Here is a 16060-nt window from a genome sequence, read left to right on the forward strand (position 1 = left end):
AAGGAGATAACCCATGACCTCCGCCACTGACAGCCATCCCAAAGACGCCCCCGCTGACGAAACCCCTGTTCCCGCCGGCAAGATCGGCGCCGGCGCCACCGCCGAAGATGCCCGGGCCGTCGCCGAAGCCGCCCGGGAATCCGGCTGGGACCGGCCCAGCTTCGCCAAGGGCCTCTACCTGGGCAGCTTCGACCTGGACCTGGTCCACCCCTGGCCCGCCGCGGACCCGGCGTCCGTGGAGCGGGGCGAGGCCTTCATGGCCCGCCTCACCGCGTTCGCCAAAACCATGTCCGGGCGGGTGATCGAACGGGATGCGAAGATTCCGGACGAGTACATCAGGGACCTGGCTGACCTGGGTGTCTTTGGCATGAAGATTCCGGAGGAGTACGGCGGGCTGGGCCTGTCGCTGGTGTACTACGGCCGTGCCCTGGCCCTGCTGGGCAGCGTGCACCCCAGCCTGGGTGCGCTTATTTCCGCCCACCAGTCCATTGGCGTCCCGGAGCCTGTCAAGGTTTTTGGCACCCCGGAACAAAAGCGCGAGTACCTGCCGCGCTGCGCTGCCGGGGCTGTCACCGCGTTCCTCCTCACCGAACCTGACGTGGGCAGCGATCCTGCCCGGCTGGGCAGCACGGCAACGCCAACGGCCGACGGCGACGCGTACCTTCTGGACGGCGTGAAACTTTGGACCACCAACGGGGTGATCGCGGAACTGGTGGTGGTCATGGCCGTGGTCCCGGCTCACACCGACGCCGGCGGCACCCTGCATAAGGGCGGCATCAGCGCGTTCGTGGTGGAGATGGATTCGCCCGGCATCACCGTGGAAAACCGCAACGCGTTCATGGGCCTGCGCGGCATCGAAAACGGTGTGACCCGCTTCCACCAGGTCCGGGTGCCGGCCGCCAACCGGCTGGGCCGGGAGGGCCAGGGCCTGAAGATCGCGCTCACCACGCTGAACACCGGGCGCCTCGCCTTGCCGGCGCTGTGCGTGGCGTCCGGCCGGTGGAGCCTGAAAATCGCCCGGGAGTGGTCCAATGCCCGCACCCAGTGGGGCAGGCCGGTGGGCGAGCACGAGGCCGTGGGCAAGAAGATCGCCTTCATCGCCGCGTCCGCGTTTGCCCTGGACGCCGTGTTCGAACTCTCCGCCGAGCTTGCCGACGCCGGGCAGAAGGACGTCCGCATCGAAGCGGCACTGGCCAAGCTGTGGGCCACGGAGATCAGCTGCCGGATCGCTGACGAGCTGGTCCAGATCCGGGGCGGACGCGGCTTCGAGACGGCAGAATCGCTGGCGGCCCGCGGTGAACGCGCAGTGCCCGCGGAGCAGCAGCTGCGGGACCTGCGCATCAACCGGATTTTCGAAGGGTCCTCCGAAATCATGCGGCTGCTGATTGCCCGGGAAGCGGTGGACGCTCACCTGGCCGCCGCGGGCGACCTCGCCTCGCTGGATGCGAGCCTTGCCGATAAGGCCAGGGCCGCCGTCGGGGCTTCCGGCTTTTACGCCAAATGGTTGCCCAAGCTCGTGGCGGGAGCCGGCATGGACCCCCGGTCCTACGGCGAATTCGGCCGGCTGGCCAAGCACCTCCGGTTCGTGGAACGGTCCTCGCGCCGCCTGGCGCGCCAGACCTTCTATGGGATGGGCCGTTGGCAGGCCAAGCTGGAGCGGAAGCAGGCGTTCCTGGGCCGCGTGGTGGACATCGGCGCCGAACTTTTCGCCATGACAGCCTGCTGCTCGCGGGCGGAGATGCTCCTAAAGACCTCCCCGGACAAGGGCGCCGGCGCCTACGAACTCGCCGATGCCTATTGTGAACAGGCCCGGGTGCGGGTGGACGAGTATTTCGACCAGCTGTGGCGGAACACGGACGACGCCGACCACGCGCTGACCCGGAAGGTCCTCGCCGGGGACTACACCTGGCTGGAGGCCGGTATCCTCGATCCCTCCGAAGGGACCGGCCCATGGATCGCGGATGCCACCCCGGGCCCGTCCCGGAAAGAGGACCTGCACCGGAAATACCGGTAAAACCGCAGGTCACAAAATAGTAAGCACGCTTGCTATCACCGTGGACCGGTGGTTGAGTTGAGCCATGAGCAGCTCAACGGACCCAGAAAACCTGCCTCCCCGCCGCGCCCGCGAGGCTGACGCCGCCCGTGACGGAAGCTACCGTGAGGCCGCGGATGATGCCGCCACGCGCTCGTTTGACCGGCCGCCGGCTGACCATACGCCGGTCCGCCCCAGGGAGCGCGGCTATGACAGGGACCGCGACTACGTTGCGCCCTCGGCGGAGCGGGCCTACGAGCCTGCACCTACCACCGCGGCCCCCGTGGTGGAACCTGCGGCAGACCCGACCCTGGCCAACCGCGAGACCGCCATTGCACGCCAGAAGGAGCGCTTTGGCGGCATCAAGGCCGGCTCGGCATTCTTCGGCTGGCTGACCGCCACCGGTATGGCGGTACTGCTGACCGCACTGGTGGCAGCCGCGGGCACCGCAGTGGGACTTGCCAACAACACCGACGTCAATGCCGCCGTGAACCAGGCGGCGCAGAACAGCGGCACCGTGGGACTGGTGGGCATCATCGTGCTGCTGGTGATCCTGTTCCTCTCCTACTACTCCGGCGGCTACGTGGCAGGCAGGATGGCCCGTTTCAACGGCGCCAAGCAGGGTTTCATGGTGTGGATCTGGGCCCTGATTGTGGCCGTCCTGGTGGCCATCCTGGGCATGGTGGCAGGGCAGCAGTTCAACGTCCTGGCCAACCTCAACAGTTTCCCCCGCATCCCCATCAATGAAGGCCAGCTGACCACCACCAGCATCATCGCGGCAGTGGTGGTGGCCGTGGTGGCCCTCGTCGGCGCCGTGCTGGGCGGCCTGGCGGGCATGCGGTTCCACCGCAAGGTTGACCGCGCCGGTTTCACGCCGGACAGCGAGTTTTACGACGACGGCGAATAGTCAGGCGAGGATGTCGCCGTCCACGTACAACCACCGGCCGCCGTCCCGGACGAACCTGCTGTTCTCATGCAGGACACCGCGGTCCCTGCCATGCCGGTAATACGCCTTGAACTCGACCGTCCCTTCCGTATCGAAGGGACCGCCGCCGCCGGTGGACACGATATCCAGCCGGCGCCACTGCATGGCCGGGTCCAGGTCCAGGGCAGCCGGGGCGGTGGACGGGTGGTGCGTACGCAGCAGGTAGTCCTCGTCCAAAAGGACGAACGCGCTGTAGCGGGACCGCATGAGTTGCTCCGCCGTCGCCGCAAACCCGCGGCCGGCATGGAACCTGCCGCAGCACGCGGCGTAGGTCTCCCCGGACAGGCACATGCAGTTCTCGGGCTGAGTCGATTCGGTCACCCGGTGATGCTGTCATATCCGGTAACAGCTTCGCTACAACCTCGGACGCGGCCCGGTCCGCGGCGGCACGGCGGGACAAAAATCCGTATGGTGGAGAAGGAGCTTGCGGCCGGCATCCGGTGACGCGCACCGGCCCGGAAGGCGGGACAGAGAGGAGAGGAAAGATGGAACACCCTGACACTCTCGTCCTCAACCTGACCTTCCTTGGCACCGTGGGCGTGGCCCTGCTGATGTTCGGCGTCCTCTTCCTCCTGGGCGTCATCACCCTGGTCCTCGCGGGCCTGGGCCGGCTGGCCGCCGTCGTCCTGATGGCCCTCTTCGGGCGCGTTCCCGGGCAACGGGACCCGGCCCGTTTTACCGGTCCATCCGCAGAGGCGGCCCCGGCCCGCACACCGTTCCGGGAGCGGGCGGCCGCGCTCAGGCCGGACCGGCTGAAGGAGTCGCTGCGCTCCGCCGTCGTACGCCATCCAAAACTTGCCGCAGCCCGTCCCGAGCCCCCGGTCCTGGCTGAGGACTGGGCGTCCGCTGTTGCGGAAGCCGACAAACGCGCCCAAGCAAGGGCGCGTGCGGCGGCTCCGGACATCAAGTTGTCGGTACGGGACCTTCCGGATCCGGCCGTACCTGCCGACAAGGTCGGCCAGGTGGCTCCGCTGGTGGAATCCGCCCTGCACAACCACCGGCCGCCGCATGAGCTGCCGCGGTCCTTCAAGAAGCCCCAGCCGCCCCATCCCGTGCCACCGCTGGACACGGGCTCACTGGTTTCGCTGGCCGGTCCCGGGCAGGTACTGAAGGACAAGGCTCAGGAGAACGGCTAAGCCCTTACCCTGAGCAACCATCTGGGTTAGCGTGAAACCCATGGAATTCAGATACCTCGGAAACAGCGGTTTCAAAGTCTCGGAAATTACCTTCGGCAACTGGCTCACGCACGGCTCCCAGGTGGAGAACGACGTCGCCGCCCAATGCGTGCGCGCCGCCCTCGACGCCGGCATCAGCACCTTCGACACCGCGGACGTCTACGCCAACACCGCCGCGGAGACCGTCCTCGGCGAAGCGCTGAAGGGCGAGCGCCGCGAATCCCTGGAAATCTTCACCAAGGTCTTTGGCCCCACCGGCCCCAAGGGCAAGAACGATCTGGGCCTCTCCCGCAAGCACATCATGGAATCGATCAACGGTTCGCTGCGCAGGCTGCAGACGGACTACGTGGACCTCTACCAGGCCCACCGCTACGACTTCGAAACGCCGCTGGAGGAAACCATGCAGGCGTTCGCCGACATCGTCCGGCAAGGCAAGGCGCTGTACATCGGCGTGAGCGAGTGGACGGCGGACCAGCTCCGCGAGGGGCACAGGTTGTCCAGGGAACTGGGCTTCCAGCTCATCTCCAACCAGCCGCAGTACTCCATGCTGTGGCGCGTGATCGAAGCCGAGGTGGTTCCGGCGTCGGAAGAGCTGGGCGTCTCCCAGATCGTCTGGTCACCCATGGCCCAGGGCGTCCTGAGCGGGAAATACCAGCCCGGCCAGCCCGCTCCGGAAGGCAGCCGTGCCACGGACGAAAAGGGCGGTGCCAGGATGATCGAGCGCTGGATGCGGGATGACGTGCTGGCAGCCGTGCAGGACCTGAAGCCGATCGCGCAGGACGCCGGCCTGACCATGCCGCAGCTCGCTGTGGCCTGGGTGCTGCAGAACCCCAACGTCGCGTCCGCCATTGTCGGGGCCTCCCGGCCCGAGCAGATCGCAGACAGTGTGGGCGCCGCGGGCGTGAAGCTGGAGGCGGAGGTCCTCAAGAAGATTGACGACGCCGTCGGCAGCCTCGCCGAACGGGACCCTGCGCAGACCAAGTCACCGGCCACCCGGGAGGCGTAGATGCCGGCCCCGTCGGAATTGCCGGACCTCGCGGTCACCGGATCCACCGGCGGCCTGGGCGGAATGCTGGCGCGGCAGCTTGCCGCGTCCGGTTTCGCCCAGCGCCTGCTGGTGCGCGACCCGGCCCGGGCTCCGCAGCTGGACGACGCCCATCCGGTGGTGTGTTCCTATGGCGACGGCGCCGCGTCGCGCCAGGCCCTCGACGGGGCGAAGGTCCTGTTCATGGTGTCCGCCGCGGAAGCCGAGGACCGGCTGCAGCAGCACTACGCGTTCGTGGACGCCGCGGCCGACGCCGGGGTGGAGCACGTGGTGTACACATCCTTTTATGGCGCCGCCCCGGACGCCACGTTCACGCTGGCCCGGGACCACTACGCCACGGAGGAACGGATCAAGGCGTCCGGGATGGCCTACACCTTCCTGCGCGACAACTTCTACCTGGACTTCCTGCCCCTGCTGGCCGGGGACGACGGCGTGATCCGCGGCCCGGCCGGCGACGGGGTGTTTTCAGGGGTTGCGCGGGAGGACGTTGCCCGCTGCGCGCATGCAGTGCTGCGTGACCCGGCCATCCACAAGGGCATGACCTATGACCTGACCGGGCCGGAGGAACTGACCATGGCACAGGCAGCCGGGGTCCTGAGTGCCGGGACCGGGCGGACCATCAGCTACCAGCCGGAAACAGTGGAGGAGGCCTACGCCTCCCGGGCCTCCTACGGCGCTCCCCAGTGGCAGCTGGACGCGTGGGTGAGCACCTACACGGCGATGGCCGCGGGCGAAATGGCAGGGCTCTCGCCGGACGTCCACGGACTGACCGGGCAGGACCCCATCAGCCTTGCCAAATTCCTGACCCGGCCCGTGCTGTAGCAGGATAAATTTCGTTGACGGGGCAGGTGGGCCCGGCGTAGACCTGTTGGCGGGGGCGTCCCGAAAGCCAGCCAAGCAGAATCGCAGCGCCATGAAACACAGCAACCAGCAGTCCACCGGGGAGCGGCCGGCGGAACAGGCACCTGCTGAATCGCCCGGAACCCAGCAGACGTCCGGTCCGCTCACCCGCGAGGAGCTGCAGCTCGCGGCCCGCAACCATTCGATGCCGCTGGAGGCGCTTCGCCGCGACATCACACCGCCGGGGCTCCACTACGTGCTGACGCATTTCGACATCCCGGACCTCGACGCCGCCGGCTGGCACTTGCGGATCGGCGGGGCGGTGGAACGGGCCCTGGAGCTGAGCATGGCTGCCCTCCGCCGGGACCCTGCGATCACCGTGCCCGTGACCCTCGAGTGTGCGGGCAATGGCCGGTCACTGCTGGAACCCCGCCCCCTGAGCCAGCCGTGGATCCTGGAAGCGGTGGGCACTGCCAACTGGACCGGCGTACCGCTGGCCTACCTCCTGGGCAGGGCAGGCGTACTTCCGGATGCGGTGGAAGTGGTGTTCACCGGCGCCGATTCCGGCGTGCAGGGCGGCGTCCCCCAGCACTACGCGCGGAGCCTGCCGATCCGCGAAGCGCTGCGTCCCGACGTCGTCCTGGCCTACACAATGAACGGCGCCGAACTGCCGCCGCAGCACGGCTACCCGCTCCGGCTGGTGGTCCCGGGCTGGTACGGGATGGCGAGCGTGAAGTGGCTGCAGTCCATCGACGTGGTCAGGGCGCCGTTCACCGGCTACCAGCAGCAGACGGCCTACCGCTACCAGGACTCGGCGGACGACGCCGGCCGGCCGGTTTCGCGGATCAGGGTGCGTTCGTTGATGGTTCCGCCAGGTGTGCCGGACTTTTTCACCCGGCAGCGTTTCCTCCCGGCTGGCCCGGTGATGCTGGAAGGCAGGGCCTGGTCAGGCGAAGGTGCGGTGGCCGCCGTCGACGTGGACATCGACGGCACCTGGATGTCCGCCCACCTGGACAAGCCAATTGGCGGCTTCGCGTGGCGGCGGTGGACCCTGCCGTGGGTGGCCGACCCGGGAGAACATGTCCTCGCCTGCCGCGCCACGGACATCACGGGGGCCAGGCAGCCCCTGGAGCAGAACTGGAATTACCAGGGCATGGGAAACAACGTGGTGCAGCGCGTCCGGGTGACGGTGGAGTGACGCGCAGGCACCGGGGCTATACTCGGTGCCAATCATGACCAGCCTTCCTTCCTCCCCCGCCAGTGTCCGCATTGATGCATGGCTGTGGGCGATCCGGGCCTACAAGACCCGGTCCGCAGCCACCGCCGCGTGCCGGGCGGGGCATGTCCGCCTGAACGGCAGCCCGTCCAAAGCCTCCGCAACGCTGGTTACGGGCGACACCGTAACCGTCCGGATGCCGGGGTACGAGCGCATCCTCGAGGTGCGGCGGCTGATTGCCAAACGCGTGGGAGCCGAGGCCGCATCGCACTGCTTCACCGACCACACTCCGCCACGGCCCGTCCTTCCCGCGCTAGGGTTGCCGCAGCGCGACCGGGGCGCCGGGCGGCCCACCAAGAAAGACCGCCGCGAGATGGAGCGGCTGCGGGGTCCTGCCTGAGCAGTTATGCCTCCGTTTCAGGCGCCCGCCCTGGTACGCGCCTGCTTTAGGTTCGCGAATGGCAACCGGCCAAATTCCGCCACGAAAGCAGCGTGGTAACCGGCTTCCGCGCTGTTCAGCTGGGCAGCGGGAAGTTCCTTCCACGCAACAGCCAGTGACCCGGCCTCAGCCAGCTGCCAGATAAGCCGCCCGTCCCAGTGGCCGGGCGGCTTGCCTTGCCCAAAATCGACGAACTCCTGGATCTGGCGCCGCAGCCCGCGGTTTCCCTTGCCTCCGGGTCCTGCCTTCCCCAAGTAGAGGACATCGGCGGCGTCCACCCACTCGTCGGCCAGTGCGGTTGCCGGGAGTGACGGGTCCTTCTTCTTGAAGACCCCCGCGGTGCTTTTGGTGAGGAAGCGCGCCTGGAAATTCTCCGGAGCCACCACCACAAAGAGCCCTGTTCCCTGCGGGATCCGCATTGTTTCGAGGTTTTGGATAGGTCGGAAGCCGGCGAAGCCTTCGGCCTTCAGGCCCTTCCTGGTGAACTGCATAATTCATTGAACACCAAGGCCCGGGCCGCTGCTGCGTTGCGTTTTCCACAGCGGGGTTTGGGCGGCTGTCGTTGTCAGACCCCGGTGGAAGACTGAGGTGATGGAAGCGGTTTTGCGGACGGCAGGAGTACAACGGGCGGTGCGATATGCCGGACTGTCTGCTGTTGGTGCCACGCCATACCCGCCCGCCACACCTTCCATTGATGATGTTCTTGAGCTTTTGGCTCGTGTTCCCATGGCCGGCGATGATGCCGGGAAGATCAACCAGATCCGCGGCCTGGAGGACCTGAAGTGCGTGGCCGGTGCCCGGCAGGCTGAGGCCAGCGTGGCTTTCGATCTGTCCCAGCGGCGGAAGCAGGCCGCGGCCGGGGTGCCTGCGGAGGAGCAGGGAGCCGGCGTCGCAGCGCAGATCGCGTTGGCGCGGCGGGAGTCTCCGAACCGTGGCTCCCGACTGCTGGGACTGGCCAGGGCTTTGACCGGGATGCCGCGCACCTTCGCCGCATTCCGCTCAGGTCTGCTGAATGAGTGGCGGGTGACGCTGATCGTGAAGGACACCATCTGCCTCACTCCCGAAAACCGGGCCGGGGTGGATGAGGAACTCGCCGCCGACACCGGGGCCCTGGACGGCATAGGAGACAAGGCCATCATCGCCGCCGTCCGGGCCGCCGCGTACCGGCGGGACCCCGCCTCCGTCGCGAAACGGGCCGCACGGGCCGTTACGGAGCGGACCGTGAGCCTTCGTCCGGCCCCGGACACCATGACCTACCTGACCGCGCTGCTCCCCGTTGCGCAGGGCGTCGCCGCCTTCGCCGCGTTGTCCCGGGAGGCCGACACGGCCCGGTCGGCCGGGGATGACAGGTCGCGGGGGCAGGTCATGGCCGACACCCTCGTCGAACGGGCCACGGGCATCCCCGGCGGCGTGACCGGGGTGGAGATCCAGCTCGTCATGACCGACCGCGCCCTCCTGCAGGCCGACGGCGAACCCGCCAGGCTCCCGGGCTACGGCACCATCCCGGCAGCCTCCGCCCGGAACCTGGCCCTCAGTCATGCAGCGAGCCACGAACTCAGCCTCTGGGTCCGGCGCCTCTACACCGCCCCCGGCGCCGGGGAGCTGGTGGCGATGGATTCCACAGCCCGGCTCTTCCCGCCCAACCTGAAACGCTTCCTCCAGGTCCGTGACGAAACCTGCCGCACCCCGTACTGCGACGCTCCGATCCGGCACCACGACCACATCCTGGGATGGGCCGGTGGCGGCAAAACCACCGCGGGCAACGGCCAGGGTCTCTGCGAAGCCTGCAACCACGCCAAAGAAGCACCCGGCTGGAACGCCAGACCCGTCCCCGGCCCAGCCCACACGGTTGCGACCACCACACCAACCGGCCACACCTACCACTCCACCGCCCCACCACTCCCCGGGGCCCCGCTTGCGGGAGGCGCACAATCATGCAGCTCCCAGAAACGGCGGCTAACCTTGGCGCGTGCCACCCCTTGAGATCCTGATTTCCTCCTGGCAACTCGACTGGGCCGCCACCGCTTTTGTCGCCGTGACCGGCGTCCTGTACGGGTGGGGTATCCGGTCAGCTGCCCTCGGCGGCCAGCGTTGGCCGGTGTGGCGCGCCGTGGCCTTTTACGTCTTGGGCATGGGCTCGTTTGTTGTCCTGACCTGCGGGTTCACAGGGGTTTACGGGGCGCAGCAGCGGTGGGCCTTCACCATCAAGATATCCCTGCTGCTCTTTGTGGTCCCGCTGCTGATCGGCCTCGGCAAGCCCCTCACCCTGGCACGGGCGGCGCTCCCCGCCAAGGGCACAGCAGCCTTGGACAAGGTCCTGTCCAGCCGGCCGGTCCGGTTCATCAGCAACTCCTTCGGTGCGCCGCTGCTGGGGCTGGCGCTCTTTTCCACCTTCCTCACGCCGGCGTTCTACACGCTGCGCACCGACCCGGTGGCCGGCGCCCTTCTGACCCTCGGGGTCCCGATTCTGGGGTTGCTGATGGCGCTGCCCATCATCGAAGAGTCGGACTTCCAACGGTCCAGTGCATACCTGACCCTGGAATTCATGTTTGTGTTTATCGAGCTGCTGATCGACGCGGTTCCAGGGATTTTGCTGAGCCTCAACGGCCAGGTGCTGGATCATGCGATGTCTGTCCCCAATCCCCAGTGGTGGTTCCGGGACGCCATCCAGGACCAGCAGTTCGCCGGAAACCTGCTGTGGTTTATCTGCGAAGTCCTGGACCTGCCGCTGATCATCCTCATGTTCGTCCGCTTTTCGCACAGCGATAAACGCGAGGCCGGAGCATTCGACGAACTGACGGACGAACAACTCCAGCAGCTCCACGACCAGCACCTCCGGGGCAGGCACTAAGCCGGCTGCCGCAAAATTCGGTATGCCCACCCCTCCCGTGGGAAGCGTAGAGTGACATAGGACGCCTGATTCTGGACGCCTCGCTGCCAAGGGAGAAATCGTGACAATTGATTGGGACGAAAAAAAGGCCCTGCTACAGGAACCGAACATCGCAAAGGTCACCCAGCTGTGCGATGAACTGATGGAGAAGAAGCCCGGTTCCACTGTCCCTTATATCGACCCCATCCACGACGAGGATGAGTGCAGGATCATCAGCCTCCAGGCCAGCCCGGGCAAGGGGACCGAATCCGGATTCGTCTCCCACAACAACGACGACGAGGCCGCCCGGCGGGCCACCCAGATCTACGAACTGGCCGAGCTGGACCCCCGCTATGTCATGCCCTGGAACGCGTATCCCTGGATCCGCGAGAGCGGCAGCCCCTCAGCCCTGAGTGTGCAGGAAAAGACCGACGGCCTGCGCCCGTTCCGGCAGTTCCTCAAAATCAACTCCCGGGTCTCGGCCATCATCGCGCACGGTACGGATGCATCCACGTTCCTGACCTTGTTCGAGAAGACGTACCACTCGTCACTGAAGAACGCCGGCATCAAAATTTACAAGGCCTCCGCCCTCGGCGGCAGGGCCTTTGCTGTTTCTGAGGCCAAGCAGGAAGAACTGCTCGCCAAGAGCGTGGAAACCTATCGGGATGCGATGCAGCGGGCGGGCATTCAGCACCTCTAGGGGGCGTATTCACAGGTTACTTCCAGCGGCACAGGCGCATACTCGTAGGTACCCTGACCGGCGAGAGAACCAGGCTGAACCGTGACGCCCCCTACCAACCGTTCCCCAAAACCAGCATCTCCCGAGGACGATGCGGCTGTGCGCATGGCGGTGCTCCCCCAGCTCCGGCACTGGATAGCGGTTCCCGTGACCGCGGCCATCCTGATCGTGGCCGCCGGCCTTGCCCTGAGGTTCATCCCGCCACTGACGTCGGCTGACATGGCCGTGGATGCCGAGCTGAGCCACGACCACACTGCCCCGCTGACGGGCGTGGCCATGGTCATCAACGTGGTGTTCAGCCCCGCGGGCGGTGTGCTGATGATCGCCGCCCTGTGCCTCTACCTGCTGCTGGTGCGCCGCAGCCCTGTGAACGCCGTGGCCACCGGCCTCGTGGCGGCCGGCGGCTGGGTGAGCAGTGAACTGTTCAAGGTCCTGGTGGCCAGGCACCGGCCGGACTCCACGGCGCTGTACAACCCGCTCATCCCCGAACCGGGCACCGACAGCTTCCCCAGCGGGCACGTGGCCCTTGCCTCCGCACTGGCCATCGCCATCTTCCTGCTGGCCCGCGGCACACGGTGGCAGCGGCCCGCAGCCGTCCTGGGAATCGTCGTGGCGCTGGCCGTCGCTTTCTCGCGCGTCTACCTCGGCGTGCACTATCCAACGGATGTCACGGCCTCCTTCCTCACCGCAGCCACGGGGGCTGCGTTCCTTACCGGGCTGTGGAACAGGTTTGGTCTGTCAGTCCTGGCCAAGGTGCCGTTCCTGGCAAAGCTGGGACCGGTTCCGGTTCCCCAAGGCTGACCCGCCGCCATGACGGGCTTCATTGACGGCCTCCTGAACGTCAGCCCGCTCGTGGCGTACATCGCCGTCTTTTGCCTGGTCTTCGCCGAGGATGCCCTGTTCGTCGGCTTTGTGATTCCGGGGGAAACGGCGGCCGTCCTCGGCGGAGTGGTGGCCAGCCGGGGCGAAGTGCAGCTCGGCGTGATGATGGCCGTGGTGGTGGCTGCCGCCATCATCGGGGACAGCGTTGGCTACGAAGTGGGAAAGCACCTGGGCACCCGCATCATTAAGTCCAGGGCCCTGAGCCGGCACTCGGAGCGGCTTGGGAACGCCCAGGACTTCCTGCGCCGCAAGGGCGGTTCCGCTGTTTTCCTGGGCCGCTTCACAGCCTTCTTCCGCGCCGTCATGCCTGCGCTGGCCGGCACCTCGCGGATGCCCTACGGCCGCTTCCTGGTGTGGAATGCGACGGGCGGCATGGTGTGGGGCACCGGCTTCGTCCTGTTGGGCTTCCTTGCCGGCAACTCCTACGAGGCCGTCTCCCAGGCTGTGGGCCGGGATCTCGCCGTCGTAATCGCTGCGGTGGTGCTTGCAGGACTGGTGGTCTGGCACCTCCGCAGACGCCGGCGGAAGCAGCGGAGACGGGCCGCTGCCGGGCACCAGGACGATTAGGGTTTGACAGCAACTGTGACCAGTGCCATATTTAAAGCGTGAACCTGTCAGACAGCCGGACAGCAGGACAGCCTGCATTCCGTCCCCTCGCCCGGCTGAGCGCTGCCGAGGCGGTGTTCAACGCCATCCGTGAGGACATAGAGTCCGGCGCGATTCCTGTGGGAAGCAAGCTCAGCTCGGAAGCCACCCTGTCCCAGCAGTACGGGGTCAGCCGCTCGGTCATCCGGGAAGCGCTCCGTTCCTGCACCGCCCTGGGGCTCACGGTCACCAGGACCGGCAAAGGTACATTCGTTATTGCCAGCAAGGTGGCCAACGACCTTACCTTGGGGCACTATTCGGCGCGCGACCTCACGGAAGCCCGCCCGCACATCGAGGTTCCCGCCGCCGGCCTGGCTGCCGAACGGCGCACGCTGGAGGAACTGGAGATCCTCCGCGGGATAGTCGCCGCCATGGCCTCGGAAACTGATCCTGAATCCTGGGTTGCCCTGGACTCCAGCTTCCACGCCACGATCGCCCGCGCCAGCGGCAACAAGGTGTTCGCAAGCGTTGTGGCTGACATCCGGGACGCGCTGGCCCACCAGTCCGAGACGTTGAACATGGTGGCAGACCGCCAGCACGCATCCGATGTGGAGCACCAGCAGATCCTCGCCGCCATCGAGGCCGGTTCCGCAGAGAACGCCCGGGCCGCCATGGCCCACCACCTTGAAGCCGTGGGCGCTGCCCTGGACTCCATCCTCAACAACTAGCCAGATCCAAACCAACCCTTCCAAGGACCCCATGCCATCCCCTGTGTCTTCTGCTGCCCACACCGCTGCCCCGGCCCAGCTGGCCCTGCCGCAGCACACGCCCCTGGTGGCCGCCATCCGCGACGGCCTGGTGGAAAGCGTCCACTACGGCTCCGCGGTTGCCCTCTCGGCTGTCGGTTCGGTGGCGGCAACCGCGGGTGATCCCATGGCACCTTTCTATCCCCGTTCTGCCCTCAAGCCCTTCCAGGCCGTGGCCATGGTCCGTGCCGGGCTCGAACTGCCTGCCGACCTCCTGGCCCTGGCCGCCGCGAGCCATTCCGGTGCTGCCGAACACCGGGACGGAGCCCTGCGAATCCTCGAACTGCAGGGGCTTGCCCCCACCGACCTGGAAAACAGCACGGATCTCCCCTACGGCACCGCCGAGCGTGAGGACTGGCTCCGCAACGGGGGCAGCACCAGCCAAATCACCCAGAACTGCTCCGGAAAGCATGCCGCCATGGCGGCCACCTGCGTCATTAACGGCTGGCCCGTGCAGGGATACCTGGAACCGTCCCACCCACTGCAGCAGCTGGTGCGCCAGACCGTCAGCGAGCTCACCGGCGAGGAACCGGCCGCCGTGAGCACCGATGGCTGCGGCACCCCGCTTTTCGCCCTTACCCTGCGCGGTATGGCGCGCGGTTTCGGCCGGATCGCCCGGGCTGCGGCGCTCGACGACGGCAGCCCGGAAGCCGCCGTCGGGCTTGCCATGCAGCAGCACCCGGTCATGGTGGCCGGGGAAGGCCGCGACGTCACCGGCCTGATGCGCCTGCTGCCCGGCGCAGTGGCCAAGGACGGCTTTGAGGGCGTCCAGCTGGTGGGGCTGGCCGACGGCAGCGCCGTGGCCGTCAAGATTTCCGACGGCGGCGACCGCGCCCGGATGCCCGCTACCGTCTACCTGCTGGCTGCCCTGGGCGTGGACACCGAACCGCTCGCCGGCATCGCCACCGCCCCTGTACTTGGCGGCGGCCACCCGGTGGGCCAGCTCCTGGCCACCGATTTCCTGAACACCAACCAGTCCACGCCCGACAACGAAGCCCTGTGAGGACACCCATGACCATCATTGACACAACCGCGGACGCCCCCACGGCGACGACCAGGTCCGAACATGACCTGCTCGGCGACCGGAACGTGCCCGCCGACGCCTACTGGGGCGTACACACGCTCCGCGCGGTGGAGAATTTCCCCATCACCGGCCAGAAGCTGTCCTCCAACATGCACCTGGTCCGCGGACTGGCCGCCGTGAAACTGGCTGCCGCCCGGACCAACCGGGAACTCGGCCTCCTGGACCCCGAACGTGCCAATGCCATCGAGCAGGCCTGCCAGGATGTCATGGCCGGCCGGCTTGCCGACCAGTTCGTGGTGGACGTCGTCCAGGGCGGTGCCGGGACGTCGTCGAACATGAACGCCAATGAGGTCATCGCCAACCGTGCCCTGGAAATCCTGGGCCACCCCAAGGGCGACTACGCGCGGCTGCACCCCAACGACCACGTCAACCTCAGCCAGTCCACCAACGACGTGTACCCCACCGCCGTCAAGCTGGGCACCATCTTCGCCGCCCGGGAACTGCTGGCAGCACTCGAGGAACTCGAGGATGCCTGCGCCGCCAAGGCCATGGAGTTCCGCACCGTGGTGAAAATGGGGCGCACCCAGCTGCAGGACGCCGTGCCGATGACCCTCGGCCAGGAGTTCGGCAGCTACGCCGTCACGATCGGCGAGGACCGGCTGCGACTGGCGGAGGCCGAGCTGCTGATCCACGAGATCAACCTCGGCGCCACGGCCATTGGCACCGGCCTGAACGCTCCTGCCGGCTACGCGGAGGCCGCCTGCCGGCACCTTGCCGGGATCACCGGGCTGCCCCTGGTCACCGCCGTGGACCTGATTGAGGCCACCCAGGACGTGGGCGCCTTCGTGCACCTGTCCGGCGTGCTGAAGCGGGTGGCCGTCAAGCTGTCCAAGATCTGCAACGACCTGCGCCTGCTCTCCTCAGGCCCGCGTGCCGGCTTCGGCGAAATCAACCTGCCTGCCGTGCAGTCCGGATCCTCCATCATGCCCGGCAAGATCAACCCGGTCATCCCGGAAGTGGTCTCCCAGGTGGCGTACGAGGTCATCGGCAACGACGTCACCATCACCATGGCCGCCGAAGCCGGACAACTCCAGCTCAACGCCTTCGAACCCATCATCGTCCACAGCCTCCACAAGAGCATCTCCCACCTCGAGGCAGCCTGCCGCACCCTTACGTCGCGCTGCATCCGTGGAATCACCGCCAACACCGACCACCTTCGCCGGACCGTGGAACAGTCCATCGGGCTGGTCACCGCCTTGAATCCCCACCTCGGCTACGCCACTGCAACTGCCATCGCGCAGGAAGCACTTGCCACCGGCAAGGGTGTGGCCGAGCTCGTCCTCGAGCACGGGCTCCTCACCGATGCCCAGCTCCAGGAACTCCTTAGCCCCGAACGCCTAGCCAACCTCAGCAAGTAGAAGTC

The 16060-nt window shown here is 67.3% G+C and carries 17 protein-coding genes; 15 read left to right on the top strand and 2 right to left on the bottom strand.

Translation table 11 applies throughout. From position 1 onward, the window contains the following. Window positions 1–13: 13 nt before the first annotated feature. A complete protein-coding gene (locus tag PUN71_RS11300; RefSeq protein WP_277798484.1) occupies window positions 14–2014 on the top strand; it encodes an acyl-CoA dehydrogenase family protein in 2001 nt (666 codons plus the stop codon). Window positions 2015–2078: 64 nt separating this feature from the next. Beyond that, the gene (locus tag PUN71_RS11305) at window positions 2079–2939 is read left to right on the top strand and encodes a TIGR04086 family membrane protein (protein WP_277798485.1); all 861 of its coding nucleotides are present in this window, start codon (window positions 2079–2081) and stop codon (window positions 2937–2939) included. On the opposite strand, the gene PUN71_RS11310 is transcribed toward PUN71_RS11305, so the two are convergent. Beyond that, on the bottom strand, window positions 2940–3308 hold the full coding sequence (locus PUN71_RS11310; protein WP_277798577.1) for a YchJ family protein: 369 nt from the start codon (window positions 3306–3308) through the stop codon (window positions 2940–2942). A 194-nt stretch (window positions 3309–3502) separates the two neighbouring features. Between PUN71_RS11310 and PUN71_RS11315 the strand changes: the two genes are divergently transcribed. From PUN71_RS11315 to PUN71_RS11335, 5 genes are all read left to right on the top strand, one after another. Further along, window positions 3503–4153, top strand: coding sequence for a hypothetical protein (locus PUN71_RS11315; protein ID WP_277798486.1), 651 nt, complete (start codon window positions 3503–3505; stop codon window positions 4151–4153). A gap of 40 nt (window positions 4154–4193) precedes the next feature. Continuing rightward, entirely contained in the window at window positions 4194–5198 is a 1005-nt protein-coding gene (locus PUN71_RS11320) for an aldo/keto reductase family protein (RefSeq protein WP_277798487.1), read from the top strand. Then, window positions 5199–6059: an SDR family oxidoreductase gene (locus PUN71_RS11325; protein WP_277798488.1), complete on the top strand. Its 861-nt coding sequence runs from the start codon at window positions 5199–5201 to the stop codon at window positions 6057–6059. It begins immediately after the preceding gene. Between the two features lie 91 nt (window positions 6060–6150). After that, a complete protein-coding gene (locus tag PUN71_RS11330; RefSeq protein ID WP_277798489.1) occupies window positions 6151–7275 on the top strand; it encodes a sulfite oxidase in 1125 nt (374 codons plus the stop codon). 34 nt (window positions 7276–7309) lie between these two features. Beyond that, entirely contained in the window at window positions 7310–7693 is a 384-nt protein-coding gene (locus PUN71_RS11335) for an RNA-binding S4 domain-containing protein (RefSeq protein ID WP_018771931.1), read from the top strand. 17 nt (window positions 7694–7710) lie between these two features. Here PUN71_RS11335 and PUN71_RS11340 read toward each other — a convergent pair whose 3' ends face one another. Continuing rightward, window positions 7711–8223, bottom strand: a complete 513-nt coding sequence (locus PUN71_RS11340; protein WP_277798490.1) for a hypothetical protein — start codon at window positions 8221–8223, stop codon at window positions 7711–7713. Between the two features lie 235 nt (window positions 8224–8458). Between PUN71_RS11340 and PUN71_RS11345 the strand changes: the two genes are divergently transcribed. From PUN71_RS11345 to PUN71_RS11380, 8 genes are all read left to right on the top strand, one after another. Then, on the top strand, window positions 8459–9715 hold the full coding sequence (locus tag PUN71_RS11345; protein WP_277798491.1) for an HNH endonuclease: 1257 nt from the start codon (window positions 8459–8461) through the stop codon (window positions 9713–9715). Further along, on the top strand, window positions 9702–10583 hold the full coding sequence (locus PUN71_RS11350) for a cytochrome c oxidase assembly protein (RefSeq protein ID WP_277798492.1): 882 nt from the start codon (window positions 9702–9704) through the stop codon (window positions 10581–10583). Before PUN71_RS11345 ends, PUN71_RS11350 begins: the two co-directional genes overlap by 14 nt. A gap of 100 nt (window positions 10584–10683) precedes the next feature. Beyond that, window positions 10684–11301 (top strand): uracil-DNA glycosylase family protein, encoded by a 618-nt coding sequence (locus tag PUN71_RS11355; RefSeq protein ID WP_043449763.1) that lies wholly within the window; start codon window positions 10684–10686, stop codon window positions 11299–11301. 81 nt (window positions 11302–11382) lie between these two features. Next, window positions 11383–12141: a phosphatase PAP2 family protein gene (locus tag PUN71_RS11360; RefSeq protein WP_277798493.1), complete on the top strand. Its 759-nt coding sequence runs from the start codon at window positions 11383–11385 to the stop codon at window positions 12139–12141. A gap of 9 nt (window positions 12142–12150) precedes the next feature. Then, window positions 12151–12789, top strand: coding sequence for a DedA family protein (locus tag PUN71_RS11365; RefSeq protein ID WP_277798494.1), 639 nt, complete (start codon window positions 12151–12153; stop codon window positions 12787–12789). Window positions 12790–12827: 38 nt separating this feature from the next. Beyond that, window positions 12828–13535 (top strand): FadR/GntR family transcriptional regulator, encoded by a 708-nt coding sequence (locus tag PUN71_RS11370; RefSeq protein ID WP_277798495.1) that lies wholly within the window; start codon window positions 12828–12830, stop codon window positions 13533–13535. Between the two features lie 31 nt (window positions 13536–13566). Next, complete coding sequence (locus tag PUN71_RS11375; protein WP_277798496.1) at window positions 13567–14616, top strand: asparaginase; 1050 nt, start codon at window positions 13567–13569, stop codon at window positions 14614–14616. An 8-nt stretch (window positions 14617–14624) separates the two neighbouring features. After that, window positions 14625–16055 (top strand): aspartate ammonia-lyase, encoded by a 1431-nt coding sequence (locus PUN71_RS11380; RefSeq protein ID WP_277798497.1) that lies wholly within the window; start codon window positions 14625–14627, stop codon window positions 16053–16055. The last annotated feature ends 5 nt before the right edge of the window (window positions 16056–16060 follow it).

Source organism: Arthrobacter sp. NQ7 (assembly GCF_029581595.2).
GTDB classification, from domain to species: domain Bacteria; phylum Actinomycetota; class Actinomycetes; order Actinomycetales; family Micrococcaceae; genus Arthrobacter; species Arthrobacter phenanthrenivorans_B.

Excerpts from the sequence above, each read along its gene's own strand:
- PUN71_RS11345 (WP_277798491.1), top strand. The coding sequence starts at position 8,459 with ATGGCCGGCGATGATGCCGGGAAGATCAACCAGATCCGCGGCCTGGAG.
- PUN71_RS11310 (WP_277798577.1), bottom strand. The coding sequence starts at position 3,308 with ATGTGCCTGTCCGGGGAGACCTACGCCGCGTGCTGCGGCAGGTTCCAT.
- PUN71_RS11325 (WP_277798488.1), top strand. The coding sequence starts at position 5,199 with ATGCCGGCCCCGTCGGAATTGCCGGACCTCGCGGTCACCGGATCCACC.
- PUN71_RS11375 (WP_277798496.1), top strand. The coding sequence starts at position 13,567 with ATGCCATCCCCTGTGTCTTCTGCTGCCCACACCGCTGCCCCGGCCCAG.
- PUN71_RS11335 (WP_018771931.1), top strand. The coding sequence starts at position 7,310 with ATGACCAGCCTTCCTTCCTCCCCCGCCAGTGTCCGCATTGATGCATGG.
- PUN71_RS11315 (WP_277798486.1), top strand. The coding sequence starts at position 3,503 with ATGGAACACCCTGACACTCTCGTCCTCAACCTGACCTTCCTTGGCACC.
- PUN71_RS11340 (WP_277798490.1), bottom strand. The coding sequence starts at position 8,223 with ATGCAGTTCACCAGGAAGGGCCTGAAGGCCGAAGGCTTCGCCGGCTTC.
- PUN71_RS11300 (WP_277798484.1), top strand. The coding sequence starts at position 14 with ATGACCTCCGCCACTGACAGCCATCCCAAAGACGCCCCCGCTGACGAA.
- PUN71_RS11380 (WP_277798497.1), top strand. The coding sequence starts at position 14,625 with ATGACCATCATTGACACAACCGCGGACGCCCCCACGGCGACGACCAGG.
- PUN71_RS11320 (WP_277798487.1), top strand. The coding sequence starts at position 4,194 with ATGGAATTCAGATACCTCGGAAACAGCGGTTTCAAAGTCTCGGAAATT.
- PUN71_RS11305 (WP_277798485.1), top strand. The coding sequence starts at position 2,079 with ATGAGCAGCTCAACGGACCCAGAAAACCTGCCTCCCCGCCGCGCCCGC.
- PUN71_RS11330 (WP_277798489.1), top strand. The coding sequence starts at position 6,151 with ATGAAACACAGCAACCAGCAGTCCACCGGGGAGCGGCCGGCGGAACAG.
- PUN71_RS11365 (WP_277798494.1), top strand. The coding sequence starts at position 12,151 with ATGACGGGCTTCATTGACGGCCTCCTGAACGTCAGCCCGCTCGTGGCG.